This is a genomic window from Chitinophagales bacterium, from assembly GCA_017303835.1.
Classification (GTDB): Bacteria; Bacteroidota; Bacteroidia; order Chitinophagales; family Chitinophagaceae; genus JAFLBI01.
The window spans coordinates 2519996-2541230 of sequence record JAFLBI010000001.1 but is presented as its reverse complement, the minus strand read 5'-3'; the positions used below and the strand labels follow the sequence as shown (position 1 = coordinate 2541230).

Sequence of the window (21235 nt, the reverse complement as noted above, 5' to 3'; positions counted from 1 at the left end):
GTGGTTAATTCTTTGTTCAATTTAATTGATTGCAGTCAGCTTGTTAAGGTGTATTAATAGTTTTTGCTGAATCAACTCACATACAATTGATTTTCTTTTAGTTACACGCTATAAACCACTTTTACATCGCATGTTGCTGCGAAATAGTTTTGCGCTCCAAACAATGATGATGATGCATCGAAAACAATCCCCCCGAAATTTTTTTCTGCTTGCTTTGTTAGTTATGATTGGCCAATTGGTTCATGCACAGCAGAACCTCTTCAACATCCCTTCAGGAGATATTACACAGAAAGGAAAAATATTCTATCAGAACCAGTTCAATGTGTATAGTAACAAACTGGAATCAAAGGGACATTTTGTCTATGGACTTGGGAAAGGATGGGAAATTGGCGCCAATCTAGTTGGCAAGGGATTTTTTTACGGACCGCAGTGGCGTGTACTGCACAATGATAATCCCGGTAAGGGTGCACTTTACCCCATTCTGATGGGTACAGCACAAAAGCAATTTCATCTCAACAAACATTGGTCAATGAATGTCGGAACGCAAATGGGCATAAACTTGAGCAATCAATTAAGGAATAAGACCTTGAATCATTTTACGTATGGACTGGCAACCTATCACCATAAGGGTATTAAACTCGTATCTGGTTTGTATGCCACGAATGAGTTTTTTGTAGGTGATGGCAGGCTTTATGGGATCATTGCCGGATATGAAATACAACTGAATGATCGTTGGTATCTGATGGGCGATTGGATCAGTGGCGATAATGAAACATCTGTTGCGGTACTTGGCGCTATGTATAACTTAAACAAAAGAATACAACTCTGCGCAGGATGGCAGATACCCAATATCAATAGCCCTAAACCACAGGGTTTGGTACTGGAAATCAACCTACTCAGTTGGGATGCATTTGATAATTAATAAGCCAGTAAATTTTTATTTCATCGTTTCAGCGCTTAAATCCGTTACAGATTTGTTAAGAAGCTAGGCTGAAAAACTGCCATTCATCCAACAATAGATGTAGCAACATTTGTTTTCTCTATTTTCGCGGCGCATGAAAACCCTGACGGGCATATTATTTCTTGTGCTGCACATGAGCTGTTCACTGCTGATTCCCCAGCTATCTATTGCTGCGGGCCAACAGCAGTCACAAACAGAACTGCATGCCATGAACTGCAATGATGCAGACAATGATATGCCACTGGATCAATACCCAGGTGAAGATCAGGAACAAGAATCTTCCGGCAACACCGAAGAGTCTGGTAATTTCATTTACCATGCACAAGCAATCTGGGTTGTTCAACCTATGTATCTGCAATCGCATGATATCCGTTATTACCGCGATTGTCAATTTTTCCCGTCTCAGTCAGAAGACGTGTTAGCACCTCCTCCTAAGGCCTAAGCTTTGCTTTATTGATTTTTTTTTATCAGCGCTATTGCGCTGTATTACTTATTTATTTATACGTGAAACATATGAGCAAGATCCCCAATGTTATCTGGAAAACCCTGTTATATACAGGATTGATGACCGTAGTAGCCTGTAAGCAAAAAACCACAAACACAGAGAACAGTGCCGGTAAACACAAGGTTACACAACCATTTGTTACCGATACTACTTATCAAACTGAATATGTAGCAGAAATTCAATCCGTACAGAATATTGAAATCCGCTCGAGAGTACGTGGCTATATTCAACAAATATTGGTTGATGAAGGTAGCTATGTAAAAGAGGGACAAATTCTTTTCAAGTTAAGTAGCAGAATTTTTCAGGAAGAGTTACTGAAAGCTAAGTCGCAGTTAAAAAGCGCACAGGCAGAATACAAATACGCAGGTGTAGAAATCAAGAATACCCAATTACTGGTGGATAAGGGAATCGTTTCCAAATCTGAGTTGGAAATGCTAAAAGCCAAGCAGGAAATGATTCAGGCAAAGATTGACGAAGCAAGATCAGCCATTGCTTTAGCAGAATTACACATCTCCTACACTGATGTTAAAGCGCCGTTCAGTGGCTATATCAACAGAATCCCCAATAAAAAAGGAAGCTTGGTTGAAGAAGACGCTTTGTTAACTACACTATCTGATAATAGAGAAGTATATGCTTATTTCCATGTGGCAGAATCAGATTACTTGAACCTGATCAGCAGCAAAAAAGATTTAGATAATAACCGTGTAAACCTGATGCTGGCCAATAATACCTTATATGGTCATCCTGGTCGCGTAGAAGTATCAGAGAGCGAGTTTGATAAAGCCACAGGCAATATTGCATTTCGTGCAAGGTTTACCAACCCTGGTAATATTTTAAAACACGGGGCCAATGGTAAAATCGTAATCACCAATACAGTCAAGAATGCACTGTTGATACCGCAGAAGTCAACTTTTGAAATTCAGGATAAGCTGTTTGTATATGTATTAGATAAGAATAATCAATTGCAGCAGCGTCTCATCAAGCCTGCTATGCGTATCACAGACTATTTCATCCTCAAGAGTGGCATTAATGCCAATGAATACATTCTGTTGGAAGGAGCCGAAAACCTTAGAAACGGAGACCGCATTCAACCAGAGATTATTAAGAATAGCATTGCTGAAGGCCTGGCAACAAACAAATAAGCGTACATGACAGATAAATTTATACACCGACCCGTTCTATCCATCGTTATATCGGTAATCATCACCTTGCTGGGTTTACTGGCTATGACGCAATTGCCAGTAACACAGTATCCTGATATTGCACCACCTGAAGTAACCGTAACCACACGCTATACCGGCGCTAACGCGGAAGCTTGTGTAAAAGCAGTTGTAACCCCACTTGAAAGAGCCATCAATGGCGTTCCAGGTATGGCTTATATGTCATCTGTTTCTGGTAATGATGGAAGCAGTGTAATACAAATTGTATTTAAGGCAGGTACCGACCCAGAGATTGCATCTGTAAACGTTCAAAACCGTGTTGCAGCAGTTGTGAACGAACTTCCAGAAGAAGTTATCAAAGCAGGCGTGATTGTAGAAAAGGTGCAGAACAGCATGCTGATGTACCTCAACATTTTTGCAGACAATCCGCAGCTGGATGAAAAATTCCTGTATAACTATACCGACATCAATATTCTTCCCGAACTGAAGCGTATTGAAGGTGTGGGCTTTGCCGATATCCTTGGTTCCAGAGAATATGCCATGCGTATCTGGCTAAAGCCTGATCGCATGCTGATGTACAATATCTCTGCCAATGAAGTGATCAGCACTTTACGTGCACAAAACGTAGAAGCTGCACCCGGAAAGATTGGAGAAGGCTCAGGCAGAATACCACAATCACTCCAATATGTATTGAAATACACAGGCAAGTTCAATACAAAAGAAGCCTATGAGAATATTGTTTTAAAAAGTACTGTTAGCGGTGAATTGCTGCGCTTGAAGGATATTGCTGAAGTAGATTTTGATTCTCAGGATTACGATGTAATCTCTAAAGAAAATGGCAGACCATCTGCCGCCATTCTACTTAAACAGCGCCCTGGAACCAATGCCAAAAAGGTAATTGAGAATATCAAATTGCGTATGCAGGAGATTAAGCAGGCATCATTCCCTCCTGGCGTGGATTATACCATCAGCTATGATGTATCTGCTTTTTTGGATGCTTCTATTGATGAAGTTATTAAGACATTGGTTGAAGCATTTATTCTGGTAGCATTGGTTGTTTTCATTTTCCTTCAGGATTTCCGTTCCACCATTATCCCCGTTTTAGCTGTACCTGTTTCACTCATTGGTACATTCTTCTTTATGCAATTGATGGGCTTTTCGCTCAACCTCATCACTTTGTTCGCACTGGTATTGGCTATTGGTATTGTGGTTGATAACGCCATTGTAGTAGTAGAAGCAGTACACGCAAAAATGGAACACTCCGGTATCGGTCCTAAAAAAGCAACCGAACAAGCTATGCATGAAATCAGTGGTGCGATTATCGCCATCACTTTGGTTATGTCGGCTGTATTTATTCCGGTAGCATTCTTAGACGGACCAACTGGTATCTTCTATCGCCAGTTTTCACTCACGATGGCTGTATCAATTGTGCTTTCAGGTGTAACCGCATTGACATTAACACCGGCATTGTGTATGCTTTTTATGAAGAACACCCATCAGGGTCATAAACATGGTTTGAAGGAATCTTTCTTACAAAGATTTTTCAGTGGCTTTAACCGCTGGTATGAAGGTCTCTCTGATAAGTACAAACAACTCATTAGCGTAATTGCTAACAGAAGGCTGGTTACATTTATTGCCTTACTTGGATTTTGCTTCGGTACAGGCTTGTTAACCCGTTTTGTTGCAACCGGCTTTATTCCTGAAGAAGATCAGGGTGCTATTTATGCCAATATTACCACACAAACTGGTGCTACTCTGGCTAGAACAGAAAAAGTAGTAGATGAGGTGCAACGCATTGCAGCTGGCTTATCTTCTGTGCAAGGTGTTTCATCGCTTGCCGGTTATAGTGTATTATCGGAAGGTACTGGTGCTGTATATGGTATGAACTTGATTAGCTTGAAGAAGTGGGATCAGCGTAACGCAACAGATAAACAGCTGATTGATTCACTAATAGACAAGACCAAACATATCAAAGATGCCAAGATCGAATTTTTTACACCACCGCCTGTACCAGGCTATGGTAATTCCAGCGGTTTTGAATTAAGGCTTCTAGACAAAACCGGTAGTGGTAACCTGCAGCAATTACAAAAAGTAGCAAAGGAGTTTACCGCAGCATTGAATGAAAGACCGGAGATCAGAAACACATTCACCACATTCAACGCAGGCTTTCCTCAGTTCTTATTACATATTGATGGAGACAAAGCCGCACAGAAAGGAGTGACAGCAGATAATGCGATGAGCACCTTGCAAACCTTGATTGGTAGTGAATATGCCACGAACTTCATTCGCTTTGGTCAGCTCTACCGCGTGATGGTGCAATCACTGCCTAATTACCGTGCACATCCGGATGATTTGATGAAACTCTATATCAAAAACGATCAGGGTGAAATGGTTCCTTACTCATCTTTTATGCGTGTTGAAAAAGTGTACGGGCCAGAACAGGTGACCAGATACAATATGTATTTGTCGGCCATGATCAATGGAGCACCGGAAACAGGATATAGTAGCGGACAAGCCATTGCAGCTATTAAAGAAATTGCTGCACAGAAACTACCCAAGGGATTTGGATATGACTGGGCGGGCTCTTCCAGAGATCAGGCCAATGCAGGTAACCAAGCTGTATACATTTTCATCATCTGTCTGCTTTTCGTGTATTTACTCTTAGCAGCACAGTATGAAAACTTCCTTTTACCGATGCCGGTAATTCTCTCACTACCAACAGGTGTATTTGGCGCATTCTTTTTGCTGATGGCAATGGGCTTGGAGAACAATATCTATGCGCAGATTGCGATGATTATGTTGATTGGTATTCTTGGTAAGAATGCCATCCTGATCATTGAGTTTGCAGCGATGAAACACAGAGAAGGTATGACGCCGTTTAAAGCTGCAGTTGAAGGTGCGGCAATTCGTCTACGTCCAATCCTGATGACTTCATTCGCCTTTATTGCCGGCTTGATTCCATTATTGCTAGCCAGCGGTGCGGGTGCAATCGGTAACAAAACGATTGGTGCAGCAGCAGCTGGTGGTATGTTGTTCGGCACCATCTTCGGTGTTATCCTGATACCTGGATTATACGTAGTGTTTGCCAGCATATCAGACAAATGGAGAAAACCAAACAGAAAGGAAGAGAAACCATTTACAGAAACAATTTAAGATGATGAAACTATCCCGATACTGGATTTATGGCGCAATACTTTGGATAAGTGCTTGTAAAGTGCCGGAAATTAAAAGCATTGATCAGCAAGTAAAACTGCCAGAGAATTTTATTCAGCAAACAGATACCAGTAATAATCTGGCCAATATTTCCTGGCGCAACTATTTCAAAGATCCTTTACTGGTGCAATTGATTGATACAGCACTCGTGCGTAACTGGGATCTGCAGTCTATGCTGCAAAGAATAGAACAAGCCAGAGCAGATGTATTACAAACCACACAGGCATTAAAGCCAACAGTTGATCCATTGCTTGCACCGAGCATGCGCCGTTTTGGTTTATATACCATGGATGGTGCCGGTAATATTGTTACTGATATCGAGCCGGGCAAACTGGTACCCATTAACCTGCCCGATCTCTACACCGGCTTTCAGGCGAAATGGGAAGCAGATATCTGGGGCAAGTTGAAAAACAAAAAACTGGCAGCAACACAAAGACTATTGGCAAGTGCTGAAGGCAGAAATCTGATGATCACCAATCTGATTACAGAAGTCGCAAATGCCTATTATCAGTTAATTGCTTTAGATCAAGAAATCAAGATCATTGATGAAACCATTGCAGTTCAAACTAAGGTCCTTGATATTGTAAAAGTGCAAAAAGAAGCTGCAGCCTCAACAGAACTTGCCGTAAAGCAGTTTGAAGCACAATTACTCAATCTCAATGGATTCAGGTTAGAGTTACAACAGATCATCACAGAAACAGAGAACCGCATAAATTTTCTTTGCGGCAGAACACCTACACGCGTAGAAAGGGCTGCTCAGTTTCCAGCTTTGCCTGAAAAAATCAGTGCCGGCATACCTGCAGAACTCTTACAGAACAGACCAGATATTCGTCAGGCAGAACTGGAACTACTCGCGTCCAGAACTGATTTATCGGTTGCCAGAAAAGCTTTTCTACCAAGCTTGAATATCACGGGTAATTTAGGATTTCAAGCGTTTCGTCCCGGACTACTGTTTACAACACCAGAGTCAATTGCTTATTCCTTGGTTGGCGGACTGACGATGCCGATGATCAATAGAGCAGCAATCAAGGCTGAATTTAATAATGCCACTGCAAAACAAATGGATAAGCTTTATCAATACCAGCAATCGGTTGTAAGGGCTTATATAGAAGTATACAATGAAGTTGCGAGAACAAATAATCTTGCAGCCATTGTAGAAATAAAACAAAAAGAAAGCGTGGCACTCAATAGTGCTGTAGACATTTCAGCTGATCTGTTTCGCTATGGCAGAGCCAATTACCTCGAAGTACTGATTGCACAGCAGCAAGCATTAAAAGCCAGGGTAGAACTGATCACTGCAAGAAAAAATCAACTCATCACCACCGTTAATGTTTACAAATCACTTGGCGGTGGTTGGCGATAAATTTTCAGGGTTTTCCTTTTTTTCATGTGCATCGGGCCGGGTTTCTACCTGGCCCTCTATTTTAGAAGAAGATATCTATATAATCCACAACCATTCCTCCTTCGCAATTTTGCATTTGCTGCAAGCGCCAGTATTTTCTTCCCTGCGTTGATTTGAATGTGAATACGCCTTTACGAATACAGGGTTGACCTCCATTAACCATTGTAGTTTGCGACACAATGGTGCCATCAAACACCAGCTCTTTATCAGACAATGGATAGATTATTCCTTTGATTGATAAAGAATCTTTATTCAAATACCCTGACAACACCTGTCGACCTTGAATCGGGAATCCGCCTCCCTTGACACTAGGTCTTATAGTTGCACTGCCAATACTTGCTGCATCAATCCACTGCAAACTCAATCGATGTTGCCCAATACGAATGGGCGCAATAGCCGACTCTTTACTCTTTTGATAAATCCCATCTACTGCAACATTTCTACCAAAACCACACGCAAACGAAAACGCGGTTGATGATTGGGTAACCACTAGTGCCGTATCGGTAAATGTGAGGATTACTGTACAAGAAGGATCTTCTTTTGTAGTATATACTAAACGCCCCTGATCTAGCTGAATCACTTCACTAAATGCAGCAGAATTCGATGATTGTAATCCATTCATATAATACAACCGAACAAATGCTCGCTGATCTGCCAATTGAAGTACCTGAATACGTCCGTACGGCTTTGCGGGCGTTACTTTATTGAGTCCACCGAGATAATATACACCACTATAATCTTTTTGTGCATGGATACTAAGCGGGAGTAAGCATAAAGCGTATAAAAAGAGTCTGAACATATTTTTAAATTTAAATTGCCAACTATAATTCAGAAACGGTTTCTGAATTTACGCATGCCTTACTAAAAAATCGGCAAAAACAGTTTACAGCAGCAACTTTGTGTAATTTTCTGTTGAATTGAGCCAATGAAACAATCCTTATTTTTTTTCTTCCTGTTCGTGGGTATGAATTATACGCTGCACGCGCAGACCATGGTTTTTCGTGCAGGGGAAGCAGATTACCACACTTTTCGCATTCCGGCTATTGTACGTGCACCGGATAATGCCCTGCTGGCATTTTGTGAAGCAAGAAGAGACGGATCAGGAGATTTCGGGAAAATTGATATTGTATTACGCAGAAGTATCAATAATGGTCAAACTTGGTCAACGATTCAAATAGTCGTTAATGGCGGAAATATGCAGGCAGGTAATCCTGCGCCTGTAGTAGATATGCTGGATCCACAATATCCCGATGGAAGAATTTTCTTATTCTTTAATACAGGCAACAATCATGAATACGAAGTACGCAGGGGTAATGGATTGAGACAGGTTTGGTATATCTCCTCAACAGATAATGGACGCAACTGGAGTACACCTGTAAACATTACAAAACAAGTGCATAAACCTAATCAACCAGGATCAGACAGCAATTACCGATTTGCAGAGGACTGGAGAAGTTATGCCAATACGCCAGGTCATGCCATCCAATTAGCGCAAAAGCCCTACAGAGGAAGAATTTATATAGCAGCCAATCATTCAAGCGGGCCTCCACAAAACAAGTTTGAAGATTATGCAGCACATGGATTCTATACGGATGATCATGGCAAAACCTTTCAACTGGCCGCCACTGTGAATATGAAAGGAAGCAATGAATCTACTGCAGCAGAGCTCAGCAAGGGTAAACTGATGCTGAATAGCAGGAACCAACAAGGCGATATCCGTACACGCATTGTTTCCATTAGTAGCAATGGCGGACAAACATGGGATACCAGTTATTATGACGCACAATTACCTGATCCGGTGAACCAGGGTACACTTCTCAATCTTGGATATCACAAAGGCAAGGCTATATTGGCATTTTGTAATGCAGCCAGTGTAAATAACAGAGACTCTTTAACGCTACGCATCAGTATGGACGAAGGTAAAACCTGGACTAAACAATGGCTGATTGATCATGCACCGGCGGCCTTTAAAGGAGACTATTCTGCATACAGTGATCTTGTAATCATTAATAACAATTCAATTGGTATTATTTATGAGAGAAATAAATATCAGGAAATAATATTCAGGGCATTGAAATGGAAATAAAATTGCAGTTGAATTTTATTTCCTATTCGATGTTCATTAACTTCTCAGAAATAAATCACAACGTAAGAATTATACTTAGTAAAAAAGCCTGTGTACTTGGCATTTAGGATCATATTAAGTTCTCAAAAAGTGAAACGTATAAAAGCGCTAAGGCATTACATAATGTAAATCAATTTTGCCGTTAAGTGGTGCAGTTGATGATTCGGCATTATATGTCTTTACACCTCCATCTATAATAAGGAATGCTTTATATGCAGCCAAATTTGAGATAGTTGTTGAAAACCCAATTCTATCACCACTCTTAAGGGCCCAATTACTTTCTGTAAAAGTCCAACCCGGAGTAGCTAAGTTTGTAGTAGCTGCAATGGATGACTTAGAAACATATGTAACTGTACCAGTTAAAACGGTATTAGCAACAGCAGTCATTTCTATTTTATACTGAACTGTATAGGTTTTCTCAACCGCAGGCGTTTCTTTTTTTGCACAAGAAATAAAAACACTAAACAATAATAGCGGCAATAGATTTTTTTTCATATTTAGGATTAATAGTTTACAATAAAGTCATTTTACATGCAGGATTATACAATCATTTTAATACCGGTATGCAACGCCACTTTTCTGACATTGAAATCCACCAAGCCCTCTTAAAACCGGCAACAAAGTACTTTCCCGATCAAATACCAATAAGACAAAGGGTGCAGCCATTCTAGCCGCTGCCCTTTTTAATTTTTCAACTGCCTTATTATTAGCACTTGTTGGAGTATGAAGATTCAAGAATGCAGTATGTCCAAAAACATCGCCAGCTTTCGTAAATCCTGATAAGGCTGATTTATCTTCTACCATAATCACTTTCTGCCAATCCTCCTCAGATATAATTTCCACTTTTTTACTAATGGTATCCACTATACCATTATCATACCTGATTGTGTGAATGGCATACTTACTTAGTTGAGCCTCAACGCTACCCTTATTGATTAATCGAACAGTATATGTATAAGCATCAGAACGAATTACCTTTACATTCATGCAAGTGCCGTTGTGCAAATAGATTTGTTCTGTTTGAGCCGAAAGCATATAAGAAGTTAAAACAAGTATATAGATACAAACAGTACTGATTAAATATTGCATTTTATACACGCCACTATTCATCCTGATGCAAATTATCCTTATTAAACATGTAGAAGGCCGCACCAGTACTTACTATTAATAAGGCAATACCAGCCATTTGCTGAAAACTCACCTTATGCATTTCAAGCGTGATAATCTCATTACAAATTGCAATAGCTGTAATTTTTAATATTGATCTAACAGGTATTGAATCATGATGAATAACAAGTAGTAATGATTTGAATAATTCATACCCAACGAAAATGATCAACATTATTGTAAATAGTACATATAAATCTTCAATACTAATTACTAAATAATATGGATCTGGAGAGAGTAATTTTTGAACAAACATGACGATCAGATGTAGGGTTCCCAAAACCATACTTAAGACAATCATACACAAAACCGCAAACAAAACATACTTAGCTACGGACTTCAAGAAGTGAATTGGTTTCTGATATAACATAGACTAAATTCAACTAACGTTTTAGGTAACTATCAAACCATTTTTTCCCATCAATAACAGAAAACACATGGGTTGCTCGATGATCAGCCTTAGCACCGGCCGATATAGACTTTGTATTAGCCCCACCCATTAAAGTGTGAAAGCCTTGTGGGAGCGTAGCGATAAATACAGGAATTACTTCATCTTGTTCTCCATAATAGTTTCTAAGTGGGGTTTGACAGCGCCAACGATAAGCTTGAGATGCTTCTAATATCTTCCAAAAACCAGATGTTGCAATATTGCCTGATTGCATAAACGCTGGATTAAAATATGCCTGAATTGTTGACGGCACTTGTTTAGAAAAAGTAGGCCAATCAATTTTAAAATCAGCGAAATTTTCTGCTGCCGTATAATACTCAGGACGAATCACATTTTTTGATAAGCCTGGCATTTTATAGTATCGTTCGAAGGCAAAAATCAAATTAGAAGCACAAGCTGTTAACCAAATAGCATCACCCGGTTGATAATTATTCATCCACCTATTAATTGTAACTGCTACATCTACTGGAGCTGCAGCAGTTGTAGCGGCTGTGACAGGCATATGAATTTCCTCGAGTTTTCTTAACAATGTCATTGTATTCCATCCGCCTTGTGACCAACCATGGAGAAATAATGATCCTGGCTTAATATTCATAGACTTAAGCACATCTTTAGCTGCCAATATCATATCCACACATGCCTGCTCCGTACTTTCTTTTATCAGATAACCATTTGGTAAATCAGACTCACCCAACCCAATATAGTCGGCACCAATAACCACATAACCATTAGAAGCATATTGCGCAACCATCAACTTATATTCCATACACTCTTCAGGGAAAGATGGCACTGCTGTTTTAGAAAAAACAGTTCCATGCTGATAAGAAATTATTGGCATTGAGTCTTTCCCATTATCTGGAATTGCAATTAACCCTGTAACAGTTATAGGCTGTTGCCCCCATTCTGGTACGCGCGTTAAATACTTAACCTTATAGAGCTTAACAGCAAACTGAGGCTTTTCAAACTTACCCTTAAACTCATTTGCTGGCATAGGAGAACCATATAAGAAAGTATCTAACTCTGCACTTACAATACTGCCTAATTTATCAAAACCATAAGTATTAAGCCACTGGTATTCTACACCAGCTGGTACAACTACCTTAGGAGATTGGGCTAAAAGTGTAACAAGAAAAAAATGTGATAGCAGTACCAGAAGGCATCTGTGAAGCATGCTGATTGTTTTTAAAAATAAATGCTTAAACAATTTGGCTAAAGCTATAACAGCAAAAAGACAACCAACTATTAATAATAGGCGTATGCTATAAATATTCCGTCAATCACGAAAGCAAATAAACCCATTATCAAGAAAATCTGAGTTTCAAATTATTTTCTAACTCGCACTTTACATCAATTCATTAACACAAAAAATAAACGTGCAATAATTCTTCATTCTTTATAAATAAATAAGCAACTATAAAGAGCGAAACGAAATTTATGCGTTTATAATTTATTGATCAAAAATGAGTTAGAAGATTATTTAGCAGAAGACTTTCCAGACTTGGCTTTCAGCATTCAACAAACAATCTAAATCTCAGCTTGTCTTCGCATGTACATATTTAATCACCAAAACTATTGCTATGCTGAAATTACTTCTCAACGTGGGTACAATTGCATCCGACAATTATACCGCATTCACATTCTTTATCGGTACGATGGCTATGATGGCTGCTTCTGTATTCTTTTTCTTTGAGTTAAATAATACAGATAAAAAGTGGCGTACTTCATTGCTTGTTTCGGGTCTGATAACCTTCATTGCTGCAGTACACTATTACTACATGCGTGGTTACAATTTAGAGACTGGACAATCTCCAACTTTCTTCCGTTACGTTGATTGGATTTTAACAGTACCCCTTATGTGTGTTGAATTCTACTTGATCACACGTAAAGTTGGTGCCACACAGCAATTACTCTGGAAATTAATATTTGCTTCTCTGGTTATGCTTATTACTGGCTATGTTGGTGAAGCAATTTATGGTCAGGAAAAACAAAGCTGGTTGTGGGGTGCTATAAGCGGTGCAGCCTATTTCTATATTGTGTACCTCGTTTGGGTAGGCGATGTGGCGAAACTCGCTGCTGCTTCAAGCCCGGCGGTAGCTGCAGCTAACAAAACACTTGCCTGGTTTGTACTCGTTGGTTGGGCAATCTATCCATTGGGATATATACTGGGCACAAACGGAGGTCTGTTTGGTATTCAGTTGGTAGCAGATCCTAAGGCAGCACAAGCTTCAATGGATATCATTTATAACATTGGTGACGCAGTAAATAAAATTGGTTTTGGTCTAGTCATCTATTCGCTTAGCAGAAAAGACAGTAATAGCTAACCCATTTAGTATAACAGCGAATGATACGGATTGCAGCATTATAGCTGCAATCCGCTTTTATGAAACAACCCGACTACGATATTATCATATTAGGCGGAGGATGTGCCGGCATGCAACTAGCCTATGCAATGGCCAATCATGCTTCTTTTAATAAAGAGCGCATACTAATCATAGATGATGGTAATTCAATGCATCAAAAAAAATCCTGGTGCTCGTGGATACAATCTGATCATTATGATTACAATAGCCTAATCAGTAAAAGATGGAACGCACTTAGCATTGGCAATAATGGCAGTAAAAGAACAAGATCAATAGCTCCTTATTCCTATACATACATCAACAGCCAAACCTTTTTCGATTATCATTATAACTTCATAGAGCAGCATCAATCTATACAGTTACACATAGATCGGGTTACGAATATCCATCATGAGCCTAATGGCGTAACTGTATTCACTGAGAAATCAAGATTCACTTGCACAAAACTATATAGCAGTATTTATAACAATACAGATATTGCTCAGAACTCCAAGAGCTATATACATCAACAATTTCATGGACTGTTTATTGAAACCGAAAATAATGTATTCGATACGGAAACTGCAGTACTAATGGACTTTATTGGAAGTCAAGACAAAGCAGTAACATTTATGTATGTATTGCCATTCACGCCCAAAAAAGCACTTTTCGAAATAACCAGATTCACGAGCAACTTAAATATCAGACAAGAGGCTGACGAGGCTATTCTTGCTGATTACATTAAAACACATTATAAAACCAACTTTCAAATAACCAGTAGAGAGTCGGGCATATTACCAATGACCGATTATCAATTTTCCAAAACTTGCTCAAACAATATCATCCCTATTGGAATTGCAGCAGGCATGATGAAACCTTCTACGGGATATGCATTTAACAGAATCTATCGCCATAGTAAACTATTAAGCAACGCTTACTACACTAATGCCAACTATACGCATCACAAAGAACGCTTCTTCTTTTATGACAAACTACTACTAAAATTAATTGAACTAAATCCGAGAAAAGCAAGCGAGATTTTACAATGTTTATTTAGAAAAGTACCAATGAATAAAATATTGAAGTTTTTAGATGAAGATAGTACCATACAAGACGAAATAGCACTTTTCTTGCAACTACCCAAGTCCGATTTCATCAAACTAATACCTTCAATTATCTAATGATGAATGGCACAATCATATCGAAGAGGCATCTTCAAAGTTTGATTATCATCAGCATTTCACTCTTCACGCTAATCGTACATAAATACCTTTACTCAATTCCAGAAAATTGGCAGTGGATCTTTTTTGGCATTACAATGATGCTCACGGGTCTGCCACATGGCGCATTTGACTATTTAGTTGCCAAACATCAAGCTAAAAAAGATCACAAAATCTTTTCAATACCCAGGTTCTACTCTAACTATCTAATAAGTATGATTGCTTATGCCATAGGATGGTATCTTTTCCCTATAGCATCCTTAATGGTCTTTCTACTTCTATCAGCATATCATTTTGGGGAATCAGACTTGGTTTATTATTCAACTGAAAGAAAAATTTTTAAAGAGCTGCATAAATTAATTCACGGTGGAAGTATTTTGTTAGTGTTAATTACATCTAATCCTGAAACTACTATCCCCATTATAGATAACATCATCAATTATGATAGCTCTAGTGCAGTTTTCTATCAAGTTAAACCTTATACCTATAGTCTTTGCGCGGTCAATTGTTTAATAGCACTTGTTTTTTACAGCAGTAACAAGATAAACACGATTTATTATCTCGCAACCTACCTCATTATCATTCTAACAATCAGTTTATTACCCTTGCCGCTTGGATTTGCATTGTACTTTAGTTGTTGGCATGCCATAAACACAATTAACGATATCACCTATTTCCTTACGAATGAATATGGGCAAAAAAAACAATTATGGAATATCATCAAAAATGGTGCTCCATTTATTCTACTTACTTGGTTTGGAATTGTATTTGTCTTATTTACTTTGCTACAATCTAATCAGCCCCATAACATTTTATCCATCTTATTCATCAGTATATCAATTCTAACATTGCCACATGTGGGCGTGATGTCAAGTATGCTAAACAGATACACAAGTAAATAACTACAGCAAATTTGTATACGCACAAACCATGGTATCGCAACTTTATAATTCTTCACAACAACTGTTTCATCAACATACTAAAAAGCCGCAGTGAAATACCGCGGCTTAATTGTTCTTCCGGAAAACTAATATTTATGCTTAAGTAATTCTTTTTGAAGTAGAATTCCGTTTTATTAGATACTTACAATAATATTTATGTATCTATTCTTTTAGGCTATTTTACAAATATTGAATAGGCGTGTCCATTACTTGCGGAGGATGCTGTTAAGCGAACGATTGTATTGTTTTTCCAGTAGACAGGAGACCATTTGCCATTTACGTTTTCAGCTCCGGAAACATATATGTCATTACCAGAAACGAATAATGAATTGGCTTCAATTGAAGTATTTGCTGCTCCATTTAAAGTTGCAATCACAGTTCCGTTCTTTACAATTCGATAATACTCATTACTATTACTGTCAGATTCATATAAGATTATATAAACATCATTGTTAGCAACAGTAATAAATCCCGCCTCCGAATAGGTAACGCCACTAGTGGTATTAATAGCTATACGCTGTCCATTTTTCCACATGAAAGGCTTATATGTATTTCCAACTTGCTCACTACCGGCAACATAAACATCGCTACCTGAAACAGCTATAGAATTTGCATAGGCATCAACATTCGCAGACGATATAGTTGTTGCTGTTCCATTCTTCCAAACCTTAATTACCCCATTGATAGCACCATACTCTTGAATTAATGCATAGACATCAGCTCCAGAAACAACTACGCCGGCAGAGTAAGCATCTGTACTAACACCTCCAGCTAAAGTAGTAGCAACGCCATTTTTCCAAATCTTAGCTGCATCGTAATTTCCATTTGACTCATAACCAGAAACATACACATCTGAGCCACTTACAAATACAGACCCCAATTGGGCGTCTCGCGTGCCATTGGTAATGCTTGTAGCAACACCATTCTTCCATAGTTTGGCAACATTATTTACGCCTTGCGTTTCATAGCCAGCTACATAAACATCTGAGCCACTTACAAATACAGCGTATGCTTCCGCATAATTATTTGAAGTTGTAAGATTGGTAGCTTGTCCATTTTTCCAAAGCTTAGCAATTGAATAAGTTGAAGGTGTAGCTATTTCTTCGCTACCAACAACATACACTACGGGAGGCTCTTTGGCAGCCGCATCATCTTTTTTACAGGATTGAAGTACTAACAAAACACTTGCAATAGTTAATAGTCTTTGAAACATATTATTGGGGTTTTAAAATGAGGATTATATAAGTATTCTGAATACTAAAGGGTATACCGTTTTATGTTGTTGCTTAATTATTGTACAATGCTGTTATCTCAGATTCAGTAAGTATCCTGTTAAAAATGGATACATCATCAACACTTCCTTTCAAAAAACCGGGGAAAGCTCCCGATACTTTACCAATGACTAATGATGTGTTCGACATGCTAGCATTCATAGCAAGGGTACCAGTACCTATCAACTTGCCATTTCTATACACTTTTGCATTATTGGCACCAGCTTCTGCGAGTAAAACATAGTGCGTCCACTCTGTATCAGGGGTTGTTGATAAACTGATGTATGGATTTGTTCCATTACCAATCCAACTAATATTGCTATTACTTCTACCAAAATAAAAGTAGGATCTGCTTGCATCGAGATTAAGATATTTAGAGATCACATTCCCAGTAGCACCTGCGCTTAGCCATAAGCTAATTGAAATAGGCGTTTTAGTAGTGGGGCCTATGTTGTTATTAATTCCAAAGTCAATAAAAGCGCTGGTTCCATTAAAATTGTATGCCGCGTTTGCGTTATTTCTTCGATCTGCAATTAAAGTAGCATTTGTAATTTCTCCATTATTGGCAGTATCCACCCAATTTTTTGCATTACCATTGAATGGGTAATAGGCTATAAGTCCATTTGTAACGGGCGCATTTTTTGTAGTACATGTTAACTCATTACCATATACTACACCAACTGAAGTGGTGGCATATGCACGTATATAGTAAGTTGTATTTGGCAGTAAGCCTACAATTCTTCTTGTGAAAGAGTTGTTTGATTCCTCTGTTTTAGTACTCAAAGAAATATCCGGGTTTCTGCTTGTGCTCCATACCAAGCCTCTATTATTAATTTGTGCTGTACCCGAACTGATAGCAACAGTGGCACCAGATGTACAGTACGTCAATGCGGTATCGCTTATCGGTGTAGTACTCACAGAAACTACCGATGAATTAGTTGGCGGCGGTGATGGCTGTGGACTAGCTTCCTTTTTTTGACAAGAAAAAATTATCACTGCTAAGCAACAATGAACAATCATAAATACCCGCTTCATAGTGTAGATTTATTAATAATTATCTCAAGCATTTAGTACTTTTTCCTACCATACAATAAATTGAGTATCCAAAGAGTTCAACTTAAAATTGGCTTATGTAGGTTTATTGAGATGTTCGCTAAAAACATTCAATTAGAACATGTTTTATAATTAATTACACATAATGAATATGTTTACTATAAATGCAATAAAACAGCTTTCTAGCGTATTAATATTTACTTTCGCTCTATGAGATTCTATTGCTTGCTATTCCTCTCTTTTACTTGGTTCCACACTTTAAGCCAACAATCAACCACACAAAATTTACTTAGTGAAAATCTACGCTTGCTAAGCGTCACCAACTACTCAGCACAAGCTTTATCATCTTTATCAGCGCAGTTGAGTTTGCCGAATGATTTTCAATTAAACAAGATACATGTTGTAAAAAATCGGCTGTTACTAACAGAAAAAGGTACAGGCCGAATTTTAATGATTGATAGTACGGGCATAATATCAAGAATTGACGCAACAAAATATGGTGGAGATAGATTTGGCGCCTTTGAGTTTGTTTTCAATGATACACTCTATAGTATAGGTGGGTATGGATTTTGGCGAGTTACTGGTGCTGTTAGGCGGTTTGATTGGGATACTAAAGATTGGACTGCAGTACTAAGTAATAAGCATATTCCTGCTGCCTTAGGCATCAATGCTTATTTCCATTTTATCCCTGAGCAAGGTAGGGTGTTTGTTCTTTTCAGCAACTATCCTGACGAATACTTGCTACAATCATCAGTCAAGAGCAAGGGGGTGTCTATAGCTATTTTTGATATTGCATCAAAGAAATGGAATGAGCTTACATATGCTATTTCATCTGACTTAATAAATGAAATATCAGATATACGTGCAATTGCAAACACAGACTATTCATTAATCATACATACAAGACTCAACACCCACACCATTGAACTTGATTTTACACAGAACCAATACTATCATCTGGCAGATGACTTTTTAAATAAACTGTATTCAATAACTGGTCAAAAAAATGCCTGGGTAACAAAATCGAAGGGTACAAGTATTCTTATTGGCAATTTATCAGATACACAATTCCAACAGATAGATACCAAAGCGTATCGCTCCGAAAAAATAGCAAGTTTCTACAAAACGGATACTTCAAACAATAAACCGGAACAAAATAAATTAATTAACATATTCTCTATTGCATTAAACGCACTGCTATTACTAATAGGTACTATTTTACTATTCAACCATTATAGAAAAAAGACTAAAACATCAAATACCATTGACCAGACACAAACTAACCAACACAAACAATTTACAGACTTACTTGATGAAGTAGAAATTGTTGTTGTTGAAAAGATCTGGCTGAATAGTAAGTCAGGCGAAAACACTTCTATTGATGAAATCAATAAACTACTTGGTATTGACAAACGACCCTATAAAATTCAAAACAATTTAAGAGCTGACGCATTAAAGCTGATCAACAAAAAATTCAATGATTTTACAAATACCAGGGATGAGCTAATTGCAAGAAAGCGATCCGACTTTGATAAACGCTTTTTTACTTACCACATTAACGAGCGCTATATTAATAAAATCATTATCAGAAAAAATGACGCTTAGGTGTATGACAGGATTTTAGTTGTGGGATCATACAAGCGCTTAGTTAACAATGGAGAAGGAAGACACACATGCTCCCCCCTAGTGTTAGCTTGTAGCCCCCCTTCTCACATAGTAAAAACGTTACAAAAAAGTACTTGTTATAAGTTATAACTATGATTTCATATTAAAAGGCGTAAACAATAAAATCGATTCTATTCAATTAATGTACTGTAACTAACACATAATACATATTCATTATTAGAAAACATCATCCGCCTTCCAAGAAGCACAAACAAACAATATGGTGATTGTTGAGATAGCTATTTCTGAAGTTCTTTAACCAACCTCTCAAGATTCCTAATTTTTAACTCCAATCCCCTATAGTTTCTTAATTGCTTTTTCGAATAATCAATCTCTTTTCCTTTTCACTGCGGCACTTTTTCTAAAATCTAAAATGCCTTCAGAGCAATAGAAGGATTATCAAAGTTTTGGGGTAGAAGAACCGCGACTCATCAAAAAAATTGAGCCGCAATTCTCATTGGGTAGCCCGGACAAGAATCGAATGCTGACGATGCTGTCAGCATCCCGACCGTAGCGTCGGGGCTTGTATCATAAAACTATAATATCAAGGAAACAATTTTCAAATTGTAGCCCGGACAAGAATCGAATGCTGACGATGCTGTCAGCATCCCGACCGTAGCGTCGGGACTTGTATTATAAAACTATAATATCAAGGAAACAATTTTCAAATTGTAGCCCGGACAAGAATCGAATGCTGACGATCCTGTCAGCATCCCGACCGTAGCGTCGGGGCTTGTATAATATTTATTAAATGTATCAGGAATAATAACATTAGTAGCCCGGACAAGAATCGAACTTGTATCTAGAGTTTAGGAAACTCCTATTCTATCCATTGAACTACCGGGCCAACCGCTTTGCAGCGAGGGCAACAAAAATACAGGTCTTTCACTTGCTGAAACAAGGCTTTCACAAGAAAATCAGGCTGCTGCCAGCAGGCTTGCGTAGCTTTAAACCACAATTTGCTTGCTATGCCTAAAACAGCACTCATCACCGGCAGTACCAGCGGTATTGGTCTGGGTATTGCCCGTCAGTTTGCCAAAGCCGGTTACAATCTCGTCTTAAATGGTCTTGAACCAGATGGCCCGGCTATTGCTGCGGATATAGCCAGCACTTATCAAATTCAAACACATTTCTCCCCGGCAAATATGCTGGATGCCGCTGCACTTCGTGCCATGGTAACTGAAGCGGTTGCCAAATTCGGCAGTATTGAAGTGCTTATCTGCAATGCAGGCATACAACACGTGAGCCCTATTGCAGATTTTCCTGAAGACAAATGGGACGCCATCCTCTCCATCAACCTCAGCGCAGCCTTCCACCTTACTAAAGCAGTTTGGCCACACATGCGCCAGCAAGGTTTTGGACGCATCATCCATATCGCATCGGCCCATGGCCTCATGGCTTCTGAATTCAAATCGGCCTATGTAGCTGCCAAACATGGCCTTGTAGGATTCACCAAAGTGGCAGCACTCGAAGGTGCACCTCATAATATTACCTGCAATGCTATTTGTCCCGGCTATGTGAAAACGCCTTTGGTAGAAAAACAGATTGCCGACCAAGCCCGGGTACATAACCTAAGCGAGGAAGAGGTGGTGAGTAAAGTAATGTTGCTGAAACAGGCTGTAAAAGAGTTTGTTCCCGTGGAAACCCTTGGGGATCTAGCCGTTTTCCTGGCATCTGATGGGGCCAAAACCCTTACCGGAACTGCCCTTCCGGTAGATGGTGGCTGGTACGCCCAGTAACGCTATCTTTGCCGCTCTCAAAAGCG

The 21235-nt window shown here is 38.8% G+C and carries 18 protein-coding genes and 1 tRNA gene; 11 read left to right on the top strand and 8 right to left on the bottom strand.

Annotated elements, in window-relative coordinates; genetic code table 11:
* The first annotated feature begins 214 nt into the window (after positions 1-214).
* The 5 genes from J0L83_11490 to J0L83_11470 all read left to right on the top strand — a co-directional run bounded on the left by J0L83_11490 (position 215) and on the right by J0L83_11470 (position 7202).
* The gene (locus tag J0L83_11490) at positions 215-922 is read left to right on the top strand and encodes a hypothetical protein (GenBank protein MBN8665192.1); all 708 of its coding nucleotides are present in this window, start codon (positions 215-217) and stop codon (positions 920-922) included.
* A gap of 133 nt (positions 923-1055) precedes the next feature.
* The gene (locus J0L83_11485; GenBank protein ID MBN8665191.1) at positions 1056-1403 is read left to right on the top strand and encodes a hypothetical protein; all 348 of its coding nucleotides are present in this window, start codon (positions 1056-1058) and stop codon (positions 1401-1403) included.
* A 71-nt stretch (positions 1404-1474) separates the two neighbouring features.
* Positions 1475-2608 carry an efflux RND transporter periplasmic adaptor subunit gene (locus J0L83_11480; protein MBN8665190.1) on the top strand — a complete coding sequence of 378 codons (1134 nt, stop codon included), beginning with the start codon at positions 1475-1477 and terminating at the stop codon, positions 2606-2608.
* A gap of 6 nt (positions 2609-2614) precedes the next feature.
* Positions 2615-5779: an efflux RND transporter permease subunit gene (locus J0L83_11475; protein ID MBN8665189.1), complete on the top strand. Its 3165-nt coding sequence runs from the start codon at positions 2615-2617 to the stop codon at positions 5777-5779.
* 1 nt (position 5780) lies between these two features.
* The gene (locus J0L83_11470; protein MBN8665188.1) at positions 5781-7202 is read left to right on the top strand and encodes an efflux transporter outer membrane subunit; all 1422 of its coding nucleotides are present in this window, start codon (positions 5781-5783) and stop codon (positions 7200-7202) included.
* 61 nt (positions 7203-7263) lie between these two features.
* Here the strand turns inward: J0L83_11470 and J0L83_11465 are convergent, their stop codons facing one another.
* Positions 7264-8040, bottom strand: a complete 777-nt coding sequence (locus J0L83_11465) for a hypothetical protein (protein ID MBN8665187.1) — start codon at positions 8038-8040, stop codon at positions 7264-7266.
* A 126-nt stretch (positions 8041-8166) separates the two neighbouring features.
* Between J0L83_11465 and J0L83_11460 the strand changes: the two genes are divergently transcribed.
* Positions 8167-9327, top strand: a complete 1161-nt coding sequence (locus J0L83_11460) for an exo-alpha-sialidase (GenBank protein ID MBN8665186.1) — start codon at positions 8167-8169, stop codon at positions 9325-9327.
* A 147-nt stretch (positions 9328-9474) separates the two neighbouring features.
* Here J0L83_11460 and J0L83_11455 read toward each other — a convergent pair whose 3' ends face one another.
* Genes J0L83_11455 through J0L83_11440 form a run of 4 tightly spaced genes read right to left on the bottom strand, consistent with a single transcriptional unit; the run spans position 9475 to position 12152 of the window.
* Complete coding sequence (locus J0L83_11455; protein ID MBN8665185.1) at positions 9475-9861, bottom strand: hypothetical protein; 387 nt, start codon at positions 9859-9861, stop codon at positions 9475-9477.
* 57 nt (positions 9862-9918) lie between these two features.
* On the bottom strand, positions 9919-10476 hold the full coding sequence (locus J0L83_11450; GenBank protein ID MBN8665184.1) for a hypothetical protein: 558 nt from the start codon (positions 10474-10476) through the stop codon (positions 9919-9921).
* On the bottom strand, positions 10469-10876 hold the full coding sequence (locus J0L83_11445) for a phosphate-starvation-inducible PsiE family protein (protein MBN8665183.1): 408 nt from the start codon (positions 10874-10876) through the stop codon (positions 10469-10471). Before J0L83_11445 ends, J0L83_11450 begins: the two co-directional genes overlap by 8 nt.
* A gap of 40 nt (positions 10877-10916) precedes the next feature.
* Complete coding sequence (locus tag J0L83_11440) at positions 10917-12152, bottom strand: prolyl oligopeptidase family serine peptidase (protein MBN8665182.1); 1236 nt, start codon at positions 12150-12152, stop codon at positions 10917-10919.
* A 406-nt stretch (positions 12153-12558) separates the two neighbouring features.
* Here J0L83_11440 and J0L83_11435 point away from each other — a divergent pair, with 406 nt between their 5' ends.
* From J0L83_11435 to J0L83_11425, 3 genes are read left to right on the top strand one after another with little or no spacing between them, the layout of a single operon-like run.
* Entirely contained in the window at positions 12559-13302 is a 744-nt protein-coding gene (locus tag J0L83_11435) for a bacteriorhodopsin (protein ID MBN8665181.1), read from the top strand.
* Positions 13303-13361: 59 nt separating this feature from the next.
* Positions 13362-14501 (top strand): hypothetical protein, encoded by a 1140-nt coding sequence (locus J0L83_11430; GenBank protein MBN8665180.1) that lies wholly within the window; start codon positions 13362-13364, stop codon positions 14499-14501.
* Positions 14502-14542: 41 nt separating this feature from the next.
* The gene (locus J0L83_11425) at positions 14543-15442 is read left to right on the top strand and encodes a Brp/Blh family beta-carotene 15,15'-dioxygenase (GenBank protein MBN8665179.1); all 900 of its coding nucleotides are present in this window, start codon (positions 14543-14545) and stop codon (positions 15440-15442) included.
* Positions 15443-15656: 214 nt separating this feature from the next.
* Here the strand turns inward: J0L83_11425 and J0L83_11420 are convergent, their stop codons facing one another.
* Together J0L83_11420 and J0L83_11415 are read right to left on the bottom strand one after the other, a co-directional pair.
* Positions 15657-16694: a hypothetical protein gene (locus J0L83_11420; GenBank protein ID MBN8665178.1), complete on the bottom strand. Its 1038-nt coding sequence runs from the start codon at positions 16692-16694 to the stop codon at positions 15657-15659.
* 73 nt (positions 16695-16767) lie between these two features.
* On the bottom strand, positions 16768-17787 hold the full coding sequence (locus J0L83_11415) for a LamG domain-containing protein (GenBank protein ID MBN8665177.1): 1020 nt from the start codon (positions 17785-17787) through the stop codon (positions 16768-16770).
* Positions 17788-18015: 228 nt separating this feature from the next.
* Here J0L83_11415 and J0L83_11410 point away from each other — a divergent pair, with 228 nt between their 5' ends.
* Positions 18016-19410: a hypothetical protein gene (locus J0L83_11410; protein MBN8665176.1), complete on the top strand. Its 1395-nt coding sequence runs from the start codon at positions 18016-18018 to the stop codon at positions 19408-19410.
* An 835-nt stretch (positions 19411-20245) separates the two neighbouring features.
* Here J0L83_11410 and J0L83_11405 read toward each other — a convergent pair.
* A tRNA-Arg gene (locus J0L83_11405) sits at positions 20246-20317 on the bottom strand.
* Between the two features lie 121 nt (positions 20318-20438).
* Here J0L83_11405 and J0L83_11400 point away from each other — a divergent pair.
* Positions 20439-21209 (top strand): 3-hydroxybutyrate dehydrogenase, encoded by a 771-nt coding sequence (locus tag J0L83_11400; protein ID MBN8665175.1) that lies wholly within the window; start codon positions 20439-20441, stop codon positions 21207-21209.
* Positions 21210-21235 lie beyond the last annotated feature (26 nt).

Bases quoted from the DNA above. Each gene is read 5' to 3' on its own strand.
- J0L83_11450 (MBN8665184.1), bottom strand. From the start codon at position 10,476: ATGAATAGTGGCGTGTATAAAATGCAATATTTAATCAGTACTGTTTGT.
- J0L83_11415 (MBN8665177.1), bottom strand. From the start codon at position 17,787: ATGAAGCGGGTATTTATGATTGTTCATTGTTGCTTAGCAGTGATAATT.
- J0L83_11420 (MBN8665178.1), bottom strand. From the start codon at position 16,694: ATGTTTCAAAGACTATTAACTATTGCAAGTGTTTTGTTAGTACTTCAA.
- J0L83_11465 (MBN8665187.1), bottom strand. From the start codon at position 8,040: ATGTTCAGACTCTTTTTATACGCTTTATGCTTACTCCCGCTTAGTATC.
- J0L83_11430 (MBN8665180.1), top strand. From the start codon at position 13,362: ATGAAACAACCCGACTACGATATTATCATATTAGGCGGAGGATGTGCC.
- J0L83_11460 (MBN8665186.1), top strand. From the start codon at position 8,167: ATGAAACAATCCTTATTTTTTTTCTTCCTGTTCGTGGGTATGAATTAT.
- J0L83_11435 (MBN8665181.1), top strand. From the start codon at position 12,559: ATGCTGAAATTACTTCTCAACGTGGGTACAATTGCATCCGACAATTAT.
- J0L83_11470 (MBN8665188.1), top strand. From the start codon at position 5,781: ATGATGAAACTATCCCGATACTGGATTTATGGCGCAATACTTTGGATA.
- J0L83_11480 (MBN8665190.1), top strand. From the start codon at position 1,475: ATGAGCAAGATCCCCAATGTTATCTGGAAAACCCTGTTATATACAGGA.
- J0L83_11440 (MBN8665182.1), bottom strand. From the start codon at position 12,152: ATGCTTCACAGATGCCTTCTGGTACTGCTATCACATTTTTTTCTTGTT.
- J0L83_11400 (MBN8665175.1), top strand. From the start codon at position 20,439: ATGCCTAAAACAGCACTCATCACCGGCAGTACCAGCGGTATTGGTCTG.
- J0L83_11475 (MBN8665189.1), top strand. From the start codon at position 2,615: ATGACAGATAAATTTATACACCGACCCGTTCTATCCATCGTTATATCG.
- J0L83_11485 (MBN8665191.1), top strand. From the start codon at position 1,056: ATGAAAACCCTGACGGGCATATTATTTCTTGTGCTGCACATGAGCTGT.
- J0L83_11455 (MBN8665185.1), bottom strand. From the start codon at position 9,861: ATGAAAAAAAATCTATTGCCGCTATTATTGTTTAGTGTTTTTATTTCT.
- J0L83_11410 (MBN8665176.1), top strand. From the start codon at position 18,016: ATGAGATTCTATTGCTTGCTATTCCTCTCTTTTACTTGGTTCCACACT.